Source organism: Streptomyces sp. NPDC016851 (genome assembly GCF_055562795.1).
Genome location: NZ_JBVHEP010000028.1, coordinates 71536 through 86043 on the forward strand (window position 1 = coordinate 71536; position 14508 = coordinate 86043).

The following is a 14508-nucleotide window of genomic DNA, read 5'->3' on the forward strand; positions in this document are numbered from 1 at the left end:
CACCCGACTGGTGCAAGCAAACAGGACGCAGTACGACAAATCATCACAGGCTGGGTGCGGTGTCCCGCGAACCGTACCCGGAGGTACCCGTGCCGCGTCAGTTCCCGCGCGCCCGACTGCGCAGCACCGCGGCCGTGTTCACCACCATGTCCGCGCTCGCCGCGACCTCCCTCGGCACCGGCCCGTCGGCCGCCGAACACGACTCGGCCGCGCCCTGCGCCCTGACCCGCACCGACGCCCACCACTCCGAGGGCCTGGACACCTGGAACGCCGCCTATCCGCGCCCGGCCCGGGCCCTGGACGCGGTCATGGTCTTCCTGTCCTTCCCGGACGCCCATCCGCTGACCACGCCGCAGGAGCTGACCGCCGACCACTTCCCGGCCACCACCCGCTTCTTCGAACGCGCCTCCTACGGCCGCTTCACCTTGCGCCCGCACTCGCTCGGGCACTGGATCCAGATGCCGCAGCCGTCCACGGCGTACGACATACAGCGCGACTGGAGCGCCACCCACCGGGCCGCGTATCTGCGGGACGCGCTCTCCGTGGCCGACCCGCAGGTCGACTTCTCCCGCTACGACGTCGTGTACTTCGTCGCCGACCCGGACGCGCCCGGCGTGGACTCCGACGCGACCAAGGTGGTGAACCTGACGAGTCCGATGCGGGCCGACGGCACCGATCTGCGCCGGGTCGTCACGGTGTTCGAGCAGCATCCACCGGACCGGCTCGTCCTCGCCCACGAGACCGGGCACGTGTTCGACCTGCCCGACCTCTACCACCGGCCCGTGGACGGCAAGGGCGACTGGGACACACACGTCGGCGACTGGGACCTGATGGGCAGCCAGTTCGGACTGGCGCCCGACCTGTTCGGCTGGCACAAGTGGAAGCTGGGCTGGCTGGACCAGCGGCAGGTGCGGTGCGTGCAGGACGCCGGGCCCGCCCGGCTGACCCTGGAGCCACTGGCGGCCGGGCCGGGGGTGCCGGTGACGGGCACCGCGGGGGCGCCGGCCTTCGGGCTCGGGCGGGGCACCAAGCTCGCGGTGCTGCGTACCGGCCGCGACAGCGTGCTCGCGTTCGAGGCGCGCGGGCCGGTGGGCAACGACGTGGCCGCGTGCCGGCAGGGGGTGCTCGTGTACCGGGTGCGGGGCGGGGCGCAGTCCGGGGGCGGGCCGATCGAGGTGATCGACGCCCATCCGCGCACCGAGGCCTGCTGGGAGGACTCGGTCTACCCGCCCCTCGCGGACGCGCCGATCGGCCCCGGGGAGAGCTTCACGGTGCCGGGGGAGGGCATCCGGGTGGAGGTGGAGGGCCGCACGGCTTCGGGGGCCTGGACGGTGCGGATCACGGCCGGGCGCTGAAGGCGCGCGATGCGGATGCCGGGCATGCAGAAGGCCCCTCGCTCTCGCGAAGGGCCTTTGCCGTCTGTGCGCCGCCAGGGACTCGAACCCCGGACCCGCTGATTAAGAGTCAGCTGCTCTAACCAACTGAGCTAGCGGCGCCTGCTGACGTCGTAGACCTTAGCACCCTGGTCGGCGGGAGGAAAAATCGATATCCGCACGGCCGAACGGGCCGCCCGGACGGCCGCCCACAGCAGTACCTCGGGGCCGGGCAGCCAGGGCTGACGGGTGTCGGGGGCGACGAGCCAGCGGGCGCCGGAGCGGCCGGGGGAGGCGTCGTCCGCCGGTGCCGGGACGGTCACCGCGTCGCCCGTGCCGTGGCACAGCAGGGGCGGGACCCCGCCCGTGCGGCCGGGCTCCCGGGTGTCCCCGCCGTGCTTGCCCCACTCCTCCCACTCCAGCAGCACCGGCAGCCGCTGGGCCGTGCCGGGCGCGCAGAACAGCAGCATCCGGCCGCGGAACTCCGCGACCGGGCCCGAGCCGGGCCCGTCGTCCCAGAGCCGGTCGAGCATCCGCCGTCCGAACATCGCGGGCGCGCTGACGACGTCGAAGACCGACCCGCAGGGCAGTACGACCGGTGCGTCCGGCCGCTCCTCCCAGAGGGCGAGCGTGCTTCGCGGATACGTTCCTGCCGAGGCGAGCCAGGCGGCCCCGTCCGGGGTGACATAGGAGGCGTTCCATGCGCTGCTCATGACGCCCATGTCTACCGGCCGTGCACGCGCGGTTCCCGAGGGTTGCGGGAAATCGGGACAGGAGGGGTGGGGAGGGAGTATCTTGCCCGCCTGGCATATGCCAGATAGATCGAGAACGTGCGGGTCTGCCGGTCTCACACCGGGTCGACGGACCCTCGGCCCTCGCCGCCGCCCCGCATCAGGTCCCGTCCGAACTCGACCATCTTCTTGGCGTAGTCCTCGGTCCACTCGGCCCGCTCGGCGATGTCCGCGGTCGTCAGCCGGTCGAACCGCCGCGGATCCGCCAGCTGCGCCGCCGCGATCGCCTGGAACTCCACCGCCCGGTCCGCCGCGGCCCGGAACGCCAGCGTCAGCTCCGTCGCGCGGGACAGCAGCGCGCGGGGATCGTCGATCGACTCGAGATCGAAGAAGTGCTCAGGGTCCGAGGCCGCCTCCGCGGGCTCGAAGAGCAGGGGCGCGGGGCGTAGCCGCGGTTCGTTCCGACGCGGCGTGGGCTCCGCCATGTCTTCTCCTCCTCGTACGTCGCGCTGGCCCTCCCGGTGGAGTGGGCCACCGTCCATTGTCTCGCGGGCGCGCAAGTGGGCATCGCGGTAGTGGATACGGCTGCGACACCACCTGGCGTTCGTCACGGCCTCCAGGCTGCGGCGTTCGTCACGGTCTCCAGGACACGCGATGTTCGGCCAGGTGTGCCAGTACCGCGTGGTTCGCCTCCCAGCCATCAGGAAACTTCACCACCGTCCCCAGCTGGACCGGCTCCGTCGACGGATAGTCGTCCAGCAGGTCGCCGACCCCTGCCCGGCAGACCACGACGCACGCGTGCCGGTGGCGGGAGGCCAGGACGCACAGGCGGCCCGTCTCCAGGTGGAAGGCCGTGGCGTCGGGGCGGCCGGAGAGGGGGTGGAGGACCACCGTGACGTCGTACTCGCGGCCCTGGAGCCGGTTCGCCGTGTCCACGACCACGTCGGTGACGCCGAGGTCGGCCAGGGCCGCGCGCACCGCCGCCGCCTGGTCGCGGTGTGCCGTGCCGACGGCGATCCGGTCCGCAGACAGGGGGGTGGGATCGGGTGAGCGTTCCGAGGTCGCCGCGCCGCCCCTGTCCAGCAGCCGCCGTACGACCGTCGCCACCGCTCGGACCGCCTCCGGGTCCGTGCGCGGGGTGTGCCGGGCGGGCAGCTCCAGCAGGCCCCAGCCCGACTCGGCCGCCTCGTCGATCACCCGGTCGGGGCCCGAGCCGTCCGACGGCACGGCGAAGGAGAGGCGGCGGTCGCCGTGGCCGGTGCCGCTGCGGAACGGGGTGTAGGGGTAGAACGCGTCCGACACCAGCGGTGCCGCGGACGCCGGGAGACGCCAGGACACCGGCAGGCGGTGCTGGGGCAGGTCCGGGTTGTGCGCGAGGAGCGTCGTCACCGCCGAGGCCGACGGGTCGTACGTGAGGCCCGCCCACTGCTCGCTGCCCACGATCGCGAACGGATCCAGTTGCCCCGGGTCGCCCACGAACAGCGCCCGCTCGAACAGCCCGGCCACGGCGAGCAGCGCGTCCGAGCGCATCTGGTACGCCTCGTCGACGATCGCGTACCGCCACGGCTCGTCGGCCTTCACATGCGCCCACTTCGCCGCCGTCGAGATCACCACGGCCAGCCCGGCGAGATCGGCCGCCTTCGCCGACTTGCGGACGTTCTCCAGGTCGTCGAGCGCCTTGTCGTACGGGTCGGCGTCGCTGCTGTGCAGCCGGCCCACCGGCAGCCCGGGGTTCTTCTCGGCGAGCCGCAGGACCAGGTCGTCGACCTGGGCGTTGGTCTGCGCCACCACCATCAGCGGATGGCCGGCCTCGGCCAGTTCCAGGGCCGCGCGGACCACGAGCGTGGACTTGCCGGCGCCGGGCGGGGAGTCGACGACGACACCGCGCGCGGTGCCGTGCAGCGTGTCGTGGAGGATCGCGTCGGTGGCCTGGGCCGCCGTGGCGGCGGGATCGAAGAGCGTCGTCACAGCAGGTCCTCCGCGGTCACCGGGTCGGCGGCCTCCAGGGTCGCCTCACCGGGCGGCCCGCCGTGCGTCCAGGGCGTCTCCTCCGGGTCGGGCAGCTTCGCGCCGCCCCGCTGCTCGTGCTCGAAGAGCGTGAAGCAGACGCGGTCGCCCTTCTCCGGCACCGACCCCGGCTCGGGTTCCTTGCCGCGGCCCATCTTGTCGAGGATCCGCAGCACGACGTACGCGCCGTCCTCCTCGGCCTCGACGAACTCCGCAGACTGCGGCTTCCCGCCCAGCGACCGGTAGACCTTCGTGCGCTCCCCGAGATGCGGCCGGTCGTCCGTGCGCACCGTGACCAGGGGGCGCGGGCTGGGCCGCTTGCCCTCGCTGTACGCCATCACGACGTCCGTGACCTCCCCCGCGAACGCCTCCCCGGACAGCCGCCGCCCCGCCATGACCAGCGGGTCGTCGAGGGCCTCCTGCGCCTCCAGCCGGGCCTGCTCGCGCTCGCGCGTGGCGAGCTTGTTCGCCGCCGTGACCGCGTCGTCGCGGCGCGGCTGCGGGGGCTCGCCGGCCAGGACCCGGTCGCGGTGGCCGGTGAAGGACCAGCGGTCGCGGGTCCACCGCTCCTCGACATGCGCCCCTTCGGGCAGCTCCCGCAGCAGGTCCAGGCCCTGCCAGACCTTCTCCCAGGTGGGCAGGGTGCGGCTGAGCACCAGGTCCCGGATCTCCCGCTCGGCGGCGGTCAGCGCGCCGAGCCGGTCGTCGGCCTCCAGGCCGTCCTCGGCGGCGGCCAGGGCCGTGCGGGCCCGGTCGTAGCGCTCGATGGCCGGGGCGAGCAGCTTGTTGTCGAACGCGGGGTCGGTGGCGGGACCGGCCGGGGGGCACGTCAGCTGGCCCTGCGCGTCCCGCTCCAGCTCGGCCCGCAGCGCCGCCTCGGCGCCGGTCAGGCCCTCCGGCGGGTCGATCCAGGCGAGCAGCGCCCCCAGGTGCTGGTCCTCCAGCGTGGACTGCCCGGTCGCCCAGTGCCGGCCCAGTACGTCGGTCATGGCCAGCAGCAGCGAGGAGCCGGGCACCCGGGCCCGCTCCCCGAAGTGCGTCAGCCACCGCCCGAGCAGCGGCACCCGGGGCGGCGCCGGATACGGGGCCTCCGGCTCCTGTTCCGCCGTCCGCCGGAACCGCATGGAACGCCCGAGCAGCCGCACCAGGTCGATGCCCCCGCGGCTCGGCACGATCAGCTGCGGCGCGTCCGCGCACAGGTCGACCTCGACCTTGACCCGCTTGCCGGTCTCCGGATCGGTCTCGGTGCGCTCGGCGGCCTCCACGACCTCGGCGTACGCGTCGACGTAGGGCAGCACCACGTCGGCCAGGTCCGCCAGGAACGCGAACCTCAGATCGCGGTCACGGGGCTGGGGGACGACCAGCAGCCGCGGCGCGTCCCGGTCGGTGCCGACCAGCGCGCCGAGCGGGGCGCCTGCCTCACCGGCGGTGGTCAGCGGCACGAACACCAGCGGACGGTCGGACAGGTGCCGGTGCCGGACGGTCGCGGCGGGCTGGGCGCGGCCCGTGCTGACCGCTTCGAGCCGGGCCAGGGTGGAGATCAGCGACATGCCGCCTCCAGGGCCTCGGCGCGCAGGGCCGCCGCCCGCCGGAGGGCCGCCACCGCCGGATCGCCGGGATCACCCGCCTCGCCGCGGGCCGCCGCGAGGACGTCCTCCACGGTCGTCAGCCCGCCCAGCTCCGCCCGCACCGGCCGCCCGAGCGAGGTCACCGCGCCCGCCTCGCGGGAGCGGCCCCGGCAGTGGAAGGCCAGCTCGCACGCGGACAGGCACTCCGGCGCGTACGTCGCCGGGACCGATTCGACGGCGGCCGTCAGCTCGTCGGCGGGCAGCTCGGGGGAGAAGCAGGTGCCCTCGGGGAGCGCCTCGGCGATGTCCTCGATGCGGGTCAGCCGGGTCAGCTGACGGGCCGTCACCGCACGCTGCTTGCGGATGTCCACGGCGGACGCGGCCGGCAGGTTGGAGAAGTCCCTGGGGCAGACGAGCAGGATCCGGTGCCGCACGCGCGGGGAAGGGTCCACTCGCGCGGCGAGCTCCTCCAGCGCCAGCACGTACACCGCTGCCTGCCGGGCCGCCGCCCCGACCTTCGCCGGGTCCGCCGAACCGTCCAGCAGCGGGAACGACTTGATCTCGACCACGGTCCAGCTGCCGTCCGGATGCACCACGACCGCGTCCGGTTCGAGGTACGCGGGGGAGCCCGCGACGTCCAAGGCGAGCATCGGGTGGTCGAGCAGCGTCCACGCGCCCGGGTGCGTGGCGGCCTCCCGCAGCTCCAGCGCCGTACGGGCCGTACGCCCCTGGGGGCCGGTCGCCGTCAGGTCGGGCACGCGCGCCTCGGCGGGCGGCTCGGCCGTCCGGTCCAGCTTCTCGTGCACCAGCCGCAGCAGCTCCGCGCCGCCGTCGGCCTTGACCTTCGCCTCGAACGCGTTGCCCCGCGTGAGCGCGAACTGGGACTGACCGAAGGCCGAGGGCGAGCCCAGCGCGCTCGCCAGTGCCGCCTTGTTCACCCCGGCGCCGTCGAGGATCGCTCTGCGCGCACAACCGGGGTTGGCGGCCAGCGCCGCCAATGCGCGCGCGTCCAGGGCCTTCGCCGGTACGTCGGGACCGCGCAGCTCAGCGAGCCGGTGCCGGAGCGCCGTCCCCCGCGTCCTTGGGGGAGGCACTCGGCTCGGCTCCTGCTCCGAGCCGCGACTCGCGCTGCCGTGGAATTCGCTCACCCGCGGAAGTCTGGCATCCGGCACTGACAATCGGGGAACCCGCGGCGGGAGATGCCGCCGTGACCGGTGCGACGCGCGGCACGAAACGCGCCTTGACCCGGTCCGCCGCGCGCATCACGACCGGGGCCAGCAACAGCCCGACGCCCATGACGGCCGCGCCCGCGACCGCGTCGAGGAAGTAGTGGTTGGCGGTGCCCATGACCACGATCGTCGTGATCAGCGGGTAGGCGACTCCCGCGATCTTCGCCGTGCGCGTACCGCCGTAGCGCCACAGCATCACCCCGCACCACAGGGCCCAGCCCACGTGCAGACTCGGCATCGCCGCGTACTGGTTGGTCATTCCGCCCATGCCGCGCGGGGCGCTCGCCGCGCCACCCCACCAGCCGTACGAGCTGTACTGGGCCATCGTGTCGACGAAGCCGTGGCTCGCGTCGAGGAGCCGGGGCGGGCAGGTCGGCATCAGTGTGAAACCGACCAGGCCTATGAGGGTGGACGTCATCAGCCACGTGCGCGCGGCGCGGTACCGCACCGCGTGGGAGCGGAAGAGCCACACGAGGATCGCCGGCGTGACCAGGTAGTGCAGCGACGCGTACCAGAAGTCCGCCGGTATGCCTATCCAGGCCTCGTGGGTGAAGAGGCGGTTGAGCGGGTGCTCGAAGTTGAGATACAGGGCCTTCTCGGCGCGCAGGAGCGCCAGGCCGTTGTCGACCGCACCTGAGACGTCGCCCCGGGCGAGGAGGCGGCCCGCCGTGTAGCACGCGTACACCAGCAGGATCAGCGGCAGTTCCGTCCACCAGCGCAGCCGGCGTGCAGGGGCCGCCTCGGTGCCCGGTATCTCGGTGTGCGGCATCCGATCGCCCTCCCCCTTCGTCTCCACACGGCGCGCCCGGCCGGTCGGTCGTGTCACTTTACGGCGTACGTGCGCCCCCTGGGGGCGCCCTCCGGACCTCAAAGACGCTGAGATCGCCCCCCGGGTTGCCCGCGACCAGCGTGCGCGATGATGGTGGAGTTCCGCTCGCGTCTTTCTCCCGGAAAGGTCCCCCATGGCTCCGCGCATCCTGCTGGCCCGGCACGGACAGACCGCGTGGTCGCTGTCCGGCAAGCACACGGGCAGGACGGACGTGCCGTTGCTGGAGGAGGGCCGGCGCGGGGCCGAGCTGCTCGGGGAGCGCCTGCACCGGGCGCCGTACGACGGCCTGCCCGGGGTCGAGGTGCGCACCAGCCCGCTGGCACGCGCGCGTGAGACGTGTGAACTGGCCGGCTTCGGCGACCGCGCGCGGACCTGGGACGCGTTGCTGGAGTGGGACTACGGGGCGTACGAGGGCATGACCCCGGCGGACATCCAGGCCGTCCGGCCCGGCTGGCTCATCTGGCGCGACGGTGTCCCCGAGGGCGAGACCCTCGCCGGGATCACGGCCCGGGCGGACGAGGTGGTCTCCTGGGCGCGCGCCGAGGACCGGGACGTCCTGGTCTTCGCCCACGGGCACATCCTGCGCTCCATCGGGGCGCGTTGGCTGGGCCTGCCGATCGACTTCGCGGCGCGGATACGGCTGAACCCGACGTCGCTGTCGGTGCTGGGGTGGGCTTACGGGGAGCCGGCGATCGAGAGCTGGAACGATCTCGGGCACCTGGCCGCCGTGGCCGCCTAGCCGCGGGCCTCTCGCTACTGGGTGCGGCGCGTCACACCACCCTCGGCGTCGACGCGTGCCTCTCCAGGAACGCCGACACCCCCGACGCCCGCCGGTGCGGCGAGAGCACCCGCGCCGTAGCCGACAGCATCGTCTGGATCCGGGAGGACTGGACCTCCTCCAGCAGATCCAGCACCCGCATCCCCGCCACGGCGGCCTCGTCCGGCCGCCCGCCCCGCGCGAGGTCGTCCGCCAGCTCCGCCGTGTACAGCGCGATGTTCCGTGTGAAGTGCGGATCCTGGAGCTCCGCCGCCCGCCGCGCGTGCCGGGCCGCCCGGCGCCAGTCGCCGAGCGTGGACCAGCACTGCGCCTCCAGGCCCTCCAGTTCGGCCTCACCGTAGAAGCTCATCCACTCGGGGTCCTCGTCCGAGGGGCCCCGGTCGAAGAGGGCCTGCGCCCGGGCCAGTGCCTGCTCGCAGCCGACGCGGTCGGCGAGGCCCGCCCAGCCGCCCGCCTCGCGCAGTGCGAGCAGCGACATCAGCCGGGCCGAGCCGACGGGCCGGGCGACGCGCTGTGCGGCCTGGGCCGCCCGGACCGCCTCGCGCGGCCGGCCCGCGTCGCGCGCGAGGAAGGCCGTGTTGCAGAAGGCGTGCGCCTCCAGGCCCGGGTCGCCGGTCATCCGGGCGGTCGCCAGGGCCTCCGCGTAGTGGGAGCGGGCGTCGTCGAAGCGTCCCGAGTCGTGGGCCAGCCAGCCCACGGAGATGGCGAGTTCACCGGCGCCCGAGTAGAGCCGGTCCGCCGTCGTCTGCCGGGTCGTCCCGGCGTCCAGCAGGGCGTAGGCGGCACGCAGCGGGGCCGCCGCACGGCGGTAGAGGCCGTCGGCCCCGTGCCGGTCGTCGAGCAGCCGGATGCGGCGGACGGCGTCTTCAAGAGCACCCGCGTCACTCGCCCCGGCGCGGCGCGCGGGGCGCTGTGCCGCCGCGGCGTCGAGGGCGAGGCCGACGGGCCCCAGCGAGGCGGCGGCCACCGTGGCGCCTCCGCCGGTCATGAATGCGCGACGTAGCACGTCGCTCTCCTCGTAGGTGTCGTGCGGGTGGTACGGGTCGTACGGGTTCGGCGTTTCATACGGCTCGCACGCCCCGTTGGTCTCACGGGTGGCGTTCGCCGGGTTCGGGGTGCACGTCAGGGGCGCGTCCTCGGTGTCGCGCGCCCGGCGTCCGCGTACCGATGAGCGGGGCGCGAACCCCAGGTCGGTGAGCGTGCGGCCAGGGAACATGTGCAGGAACACCCGTTCGTATGCGTAGTTGGGGCAGCGGATCTCGCCCGCCTCGACCCGGCCGATGTACCGCGCGTCACAGCAGACCTGCTCGCCGATCTCCAGGGCCGCCCGGCGGATCGCCGCGGCGAACTCGGCCGGCGAGCGCTGTCCGCGCAGCTGCCGGAAGGCGAGGTTGGGCCGTGCTGGCCGGTTGGGTTGAGACGAGGTCACCGCTGACGACGCCATGGCCGGGTCCTCTCGTGCGAACCGTCGAACCATGCCGGGTTCGGGGCGAGTTGTACGTGTTGTCCCGTATGGCCTGCCCTGTGTCCGGCGGGCAAGAACGTACCTGCTGTGTCGGAGTCCTCACGCTGGGTTTGACTACAAACCGGATATCTCATCCGTGATCTGCCATGAAGTGCCATCCTTTGCGGCTGACTTCCGCCGTAGCCGTTGACGGTCCGCCGCGTTGAACCCCGTGGACCGGGAGGCCCCCGACTCCCGACCGCTCGTCCAAGCAGGGGTTCCGTGGTGGAGGCCGGGATGGAGACCAGCCAGATCAACGATCCTCGTACACCGCCGGGTACGCAGCCGAGCACGCCGTCGGCCGGCTGCGAGGTCGTGACGGTGCCGGCGCGGCAGGGGCTGGAGGCGGTCGACATCCTGCGGCGCGGGGCCGGGGAAGCGGTCGGGCCCGTTCTGCACGACGACGGCGGTGACACGCTGGGCTTCCTGGTGCCGCCGGGGACGGCCGCGGCGTGGGACGTGCCCGGGAGCACCTGCACTGAGACCGACGGACGCGGACTGCCCCTGGCCCCCGAACCTCCGGTGGAGGGCTCGGACTGGCTGCTGCCGCCCGGCGAGGCGGACCTCGCGACGGACCCGGTGGTGCTGCGCAAGGCCCTCGGGGAGGCGGCCCGGACGATCAGGGCGGCGGACAGCTGCCGCTAGGGCCGCCGATTGGAACAGGTCCCAGACGCGGGGTGGGCGGTGGCGCCCGGGGAACCGTACGTCCTGCTTAGCAGCCCGCCCCCGATAATGACCCCATGGGAAAGTCCAGGAGCGGTCGGCGCAGGCAGGCCGGTGCGGAAGCCGTCGTCGAGAGTGTCGACGGCGGGCTCGCCGAGCTCATCCCCGACCGTGACCGGGCCCGGGCCTGGACCCTGGTGATCGACGGGGCCCCGCAGTCGCACGTCGACCTGGACGACCCGGCGTACCTCTCCTTCGAGTACCAGCGCCGGCTCGGGCATGTCATCGACCTCGTCGCCCCGCCGGGCCGGCCCGTGCACGCCGTGCACCTCGGCGGAGGGGCGTTCACCCTCGCCCGGTACGTCGCCGCCACCCGGCCCCGCTCCACCCAGCAGGTCGTCGAACGGGACGCCGGCCTCGTCCGACTGGTCCGCCGCGAGTTGCCGTTGGACGCGAACGCGCGCATCAGGGTGCGGTCCGTCGACGCCCGTGAAGGGCTCGCCAAGGTTCCGGACGGCTGGGCCGACCTGGTCATCACCGATGTGTTCAGCGGCGCCCGGACCCCGGCCCATCTGACCTCCACCGAGTTCCTCGACGACGTGCGCAGGGCCCTCAAGCCCGGCGGGATCTACGCCTCCAACCTCGCCGACGGGCCGCCGCTCGCCCACCTGCGCGGCCAGATCGCCACCGCCGCAGCCCGTTTCGAGCAGCTCGCGCTGGTCGCCGACCCGACGGTGCTGCGCGGCAAACGCTTCGGGAACGCCGTCCTGGTCGCCTCCGACCAGCCGCTGCCCGTCGCCGAACTGACCCGCCGTGCCGCCTCCGACCCGCATCCCGGCCGGGTCGAGCACGGCAGGACGCTCACCGACTTCACCGGCGGGGCCGCACCCGTCACGGACGTCGCGGCCGTGGCGTCCCCCGCGCCGCCCGCTTCGGTGTTCCGGTGAGCCCCTGCGGCACGCACGCCTAGGCCCTCACCGGTACGGCGCTCAGTAGGTCCCGATCTCCACGCGCGGCGGTCCGTCGTGCCAGGTGCAGAACACCGACACCCGGTCCGCGCCCGAGGAGAACTCCACGCGGATCCAGGACTCCGTCTTCCATACCTGCATCGACCAGCCCGCGCCGGGAGTGGCCGAGACGAGGGAGGCGGAGGTCCTGCCCAGGTCGAAGACCGCCCGGCCGCCCTCAGTGTCGTAGCTCTTGACCTGGCCGGTGGCCGTGGGGGAGGGACTGGGTGGTGTGGGGGTCGGGCTCGGCATTCCGGCCGGGGGCGGTGGCGGTGGACTCGACGTCCGGCGCGGTCGAGGACTCGTTCGTTCCGAAGGCGTCGGCGGCGGCTTCGACTCCAGCCGGGGCGCATCGGCGGCCTTGACGGGCAGGGCGCGCGGCGGGTCGTAGGCCGTGCCCGCCATCACCGTGTGGACACCCCACCACGACAGCGTGACCGCCGCGCCCGTGGCGAGCAGCCATGCCAGTACGTGTAGGAGTCCTCTGCGCATCGCCGGTCATACTGCCTCACGCGTCCCACGCGTGGTCCACAAACGGGCGTCTCGCGGGGCCGGTTGTCCCCAGGCGCGGAGTTGTCCACAGGCCCGCACCCGGCTGTTCGAGATGGCGTACGGTGCGGCGCATGGCAAGTGTGCTCGTGGTCGAGGACGACCAGTTCGTACGCTCGGCGCTCATCCGGCACCTGACCGACGCCTCGCACACCGTACGCAGCGTCGGGACGGCACTGGAGGCGCTGCGCGAGGTCGCCCATGTCCGCTTCGACGTGGTGATCCTGGACCTCGGACTGCCCGATCTCGACGGCTCCGAGGCCCTGAAGATGCTGCGCGGCATCACGGACGTGCCGGTGATCGTCGCCACGGCCCGGGACGACGAGGCGGAGATCGTCCGGCTGCTGAACGCCGGGGCGGACGACTACCTGACCAAGCCCTTCTCGGTCGAGCACCTGTCGGCCCGCATGGCGGCCGTGCTGCGCCGCGCCCGCTCCGGCTCGGGTGAAGGGGAGCCGTCCCAGGTGATCCGGGTGGGCGGCCTGACCGTCGATCCGCTGCGCCGCCAGGCCGAGCTGGACGGCGCGCGGCTCGACCTCACCCGCCGCGAGTTCGACCTGCTCGCCTTCCTGGCCCGCCGCCCCGGGGTCGTCGTCCCCCGCAAGGAACTGCTCGCCGAGGTCTGGCAGCAGTCGTACGGCGACGACCAGACCATCGACGTCCATCTGTCCTGGCTGCGCAGGAAACTGGGCGAGACGGCCGCCAACCCCCGCTATCTGCACACCCTTCGGGGTGTCGGAGTGAAGCTCGAACCGCCGGGGGCGGAGGCGCCGCGATGAGGTGGGCCCTGGTCAAGGTGTCGCTGGCGGTGACCACCATGGTCGTGCTCGCCTTCGCGGTGCCGCTCGGACTCGTCATCCGCGAGATGGCCCGGGACCGCGCCTTCTCGAACGCCGAGCGGGAGGCCGCGGCCGTCGCCCCGGCGCTGTCCATCACCACCGACCGCGATCAGCTCGAACGGGTCGTGGCCTCCGCCGGCTCCGACGCCGGGATGGCCGTGCACATACCGGCGGGCGACGGCCAGGAGGCCCTGGAGCTCGGGCGGCAGCGCGCGGCCGACGAGGACATCGCCGCCGTGCGGAAGCTGGGCCGTGCCTCCACCACGGCAGTGGCCGGCGGTTCGACGCTGCTCCAGCCGGTCGCGCTCAGCACCGGCGAGATCGCGGTCGTCGAGGTGTACGTGCCGGAGGCCGAGGTCACCAACGGCGTGGGCACGGCCTGGGCGGTGCTCGCCGGGGTCGGTGTCGCGCTGGTCCTCGGCTCGGTCGCGGTCGCCGACCGGCTGGGCGTGCGGATGGTCCGGCCCGCCAAGCGCCTGGTCGAGGGGGCCCGCGACCTGGGGGAGGGCAGGCTCGGCGCCCGCGTGCCCGAGGAGGGCCCGACCGAACTGCGGCTCGCCGCTGTCGCGTTCAACTCGATGGCCGACCAGGTCGTCCAACTGCTGGCGAACGAACGGGAACTGGCGGCCGACCTGTCCCACCGGCTGCGCACGCCCCTGACCGTGCTGCGGCTCAACGCCGCCTCGCTCGGCGAGGGACCGGCCGCCGAGCAGACCCGGACCGCGGTCGAGCAGCTGGAGCGCGAGGTCGACACCATCATCCGTACGGCCCGGGAGGCCAAGCCGCAGACGGCCGCGGCCGGCCCGGGCGCCGGGTGCGACGCGGCCGAGGTGGTCCGGGAGCGGATGGCCTTCTGGTCGGCGCTCGCGGAGGACGAGGGCCGCAAGTGGCGGGTGTCCGGGGCCGACCGGCCGGTGCGCATACCCGTGGCCCGCACCGACCTGGCCGCCGCGCTCGACGCGCTGCTCGGCAACGTCTTCCGGCACACCCCGGAAGGCACCGCCTTCGCGGTCGACGTGCACAACGGCGAGGACGCGGTGATCGTCCTCGTCTCCGACGCGGGCCCCGGCATACCCGACCCGCAGGCCGCCATGGCGCGGGGCCGGGGCTCCGGGACCGACGGCTCGACCGGGCTCGGGCTGGACATCGTGCGCCGGCTCGCGGAGTCGACCGGCGGGGACGTACGGATCGGTTCGTCGGTGCTCGGCGGGACCGAGGTGCGGATCTGGATCCAGCCGGCCGGGCGGGCGCCGGCGAGCAGGGGACGACACGGACAGGTGCGGCGACGGCGTCGGGGCAGGCTGCTCGCTGCATACAACCGCTCCCGCTCCGCCTGACGGCTTCCGCTCTCTCCGGCAGGCCCCCGGCCCCTCCCGGGGCGCGTGAACGCTCACGGGTCGGTCACGTTTCGACAAATCGACGCGACGGCCC

General features: G+C 73.8%; 14 protein-coding genes and 1 tRNA gene. 6 read left to right on the forward strand and 9 right to left on the reverse strand.

Features of this window, described 5'->3' with window-relative positions; translation table 11 throughout:
* The first annotated feature begins 59 nt into the window (after window positions 1-59).
* On the forward strand, window positions 60-1355 hold the full coding sequence (locus ACZ3I3_RS34350; RefSeq protein ID WP_467371460.1) for a M6 family metalloprotease domain-containing protein: 1296 nt from the start codon (window positions 60-62) through the stop codon (window positions 1353-1355).
* Window positions 1356-1422: 67 nt separating this feature from the next.
* Here ACZ3I3_RS34350 and ACZ3I3_RS34355 read toward each other — a convergent pair.
* From ACZ3I3_RS34355 to ACZ3I3_RS34385, 7 genes are all read right to left on the reverse strand, one after another.
* A tRNA-Lys gene (locus ACZ3I3_RS34355) sits at window positions 1423-1496 on the reverse strand.
* Window positions 1487-2086 carry a bifunctional DNA primase/polymerase gene (locus tag ACZ3I3_RS34360; protein WP_467371461.1) on the reverse strand — a complete coding sequence of 200 codons (600 nt, stop codon included), beginning with the start codon at window positions 2084-2086 and terminating at the stop codon, window positions 1487-1489. The genes ACZ3I3_RS34355 and ACZ3I3_RS34360 overlap by 10 nt, the downstream gene beginning before the upstream one ends.
* A 134-nt stretch (window positions 2087-2220) precedes the next feature.
* Window positions 2221-2589, reverse strand: coding sequence for a hypothetical protein (locus ACZ3I3_RS34365; RefSeq protein ID WP_467371463.1), 369 nt, complete (start codon window positions 2587-2589; stop codon window positions 2221-2223).
* Between the two features lie 148 nt (window positions 2590-2737).
* Window positions 2738-4072 (reverse strand): AAA family ATPase, encoded by a 1335-nt coding sequence (locus tag ACZ3I3_RS34370; RefSeq protein WP_467371464.1) that lies wholly within the window; start codon window positions 4070-4072, stop codon window positions 2738-2740.
* Complete coding sequence (locus ACZ3I3_RS34375) at window positions 4069-5661, reverse strand: hypothetical protein (RefSeq protein ID WP_467371466.1); 1593 nt, start codon at window positions 5659-5661, stop codon at window positions 4069-4071. The genes ACZ3I3_RS34370 and ACZ3I3_RS34375 overlap by 4 nt, the downstream gene beginning before the upstream one ends.
* On the reverse strand, window positions 5652-6773 hold the full coding sequence (locus ACZ3I3_RS34380; protein ID WP_467371468.1) for a hypothetical protein: 1122 nt from the start codon (window positions 6771-6773) through the stop codon (window positions 5652-5654). The genes ACZ3I3_RS34375 and ACZ3I3_RS34380 overlap by 10 nt, the downstream gene beginning before the upstream one ends.
* Window positions 6724-7677: a phosphatase PAP2 family protein gene (locus ACZ3I3_RS34385; protein ID WP_467371470.1), complete on the reverse strand. Its 954-nt coding sequence runs from the start codon at window positions 7675-7677 to the stop codon at window positions 6724-6726. The genes ACZ3I3_RS34380 and ACZ3I3_RS34385 overlap by 50 nt, the downstream gene beginning before the upstream one ends.
* Before the next feature lie 193 nt (window positions 7678-7870).
* On the opposite strand from ACZ3I3_RS34385, the gene ACZ3I3_RS34390 reads away from it, so the two are divergent.
* Window positions 7871-8476 (forward strand): histidine phosphatase family protein, encoded by a 606-nt coding sequence (locus ACZ3I3_RS34390; protein ID WP_356929721.1) that lies wholly within the window; start codon window positions 7871-7873, stop codon window positions 8474-8476.
* Window positions 8477-8507: 31 nt separating this feature from the next.
* Here the strand turns inward: ACZ3I3_RS34390 and ACZ3I3_RS34395 are convergent, their stop codons facing one another.
* Window positions 8508-9959 carry a hypothetical protein gene (locus ACZ3I3_RS34395; protein ID WP_467371473.1) on the reverse strand — a complete coding sequence of 484 codons (1452 nt, stop codon included), beginning with the start codon at window positions 9957-9959 and terminating at the stop codon, window positions 8508-8510.
* 297 nt (window positions 9960-10256) lie between these two features.
* Between ACZ3I3_RS34395 and ACZ3I3_RS34400 the strand changes: the two genes are divergently transcribed.
* Complete coding sequence (locus tag ACZ3I3_RS34400; RefSeq protein ID WP_467371475.1) at window positions 10257-10664, forward strand: hypothetical protein; 408 nt, start codon at window positions 10257-10259, stop codon at window positions 10662-10664.
* A gap of 95 nt (window positions 10665-10759) precedes the next feature.
* A complete protein-coding gene (locus ACZ3I3_RS34405; protein WP_467371477.1) occupies window positions 10760-11629 on the forward strand; it encodes a spermidine synthase in 870 nt (289 codons plus the stop codon).
* 42 nt (window positions 11630-11671) lie between these two features.
* Here the strand turns inward: ACZ3I3_RS34405 and ACZ3I3_RS34410 are convergent, their stop codons facing one another.
* Window positions 11672-12181, reverse strand: a complete 510-nt coding sequence (locus ACZ3I3_RS34410; protein ID WP_467371479.1) for a hypothetical protein — start codon at window positions 12179-12181, stop codon at window positions 11672-11674.
* Between the two features lie 131 nt (window positions 12182-12312).
* On the opposite strand from ACZ3I3_RS34410, the gene ACZ3I3_RS34415 reads away from it, so the two are divergent.
* Window positions 12313-13017 (forward strand): response regulator transcription factor, encoded by a 705-nt coding sequence (locus tag ACZ3I3_RS34415; protein WP_467371480.1) that lies wholly within the window; start codon window positions 12313-12315, stop codon window positions 13015-13017.
* Window positions 13014-14414, forward strand: coding sequence for a sensor histidine kinase (locus ACZ3I3_RS34420; RefSeq protein ID WP_467371482.1), 1401 nt, complete (start codon window positions 13014-13016; stop codon window positions 14412-14414). Before ACZ3I3_RS34415 ends, ACZ3I3_RS34420 begins: the two co-directional genes overlap by 4 nt.
* Window positions 14415-14508 lie beyond the last annotated feature (94 nt).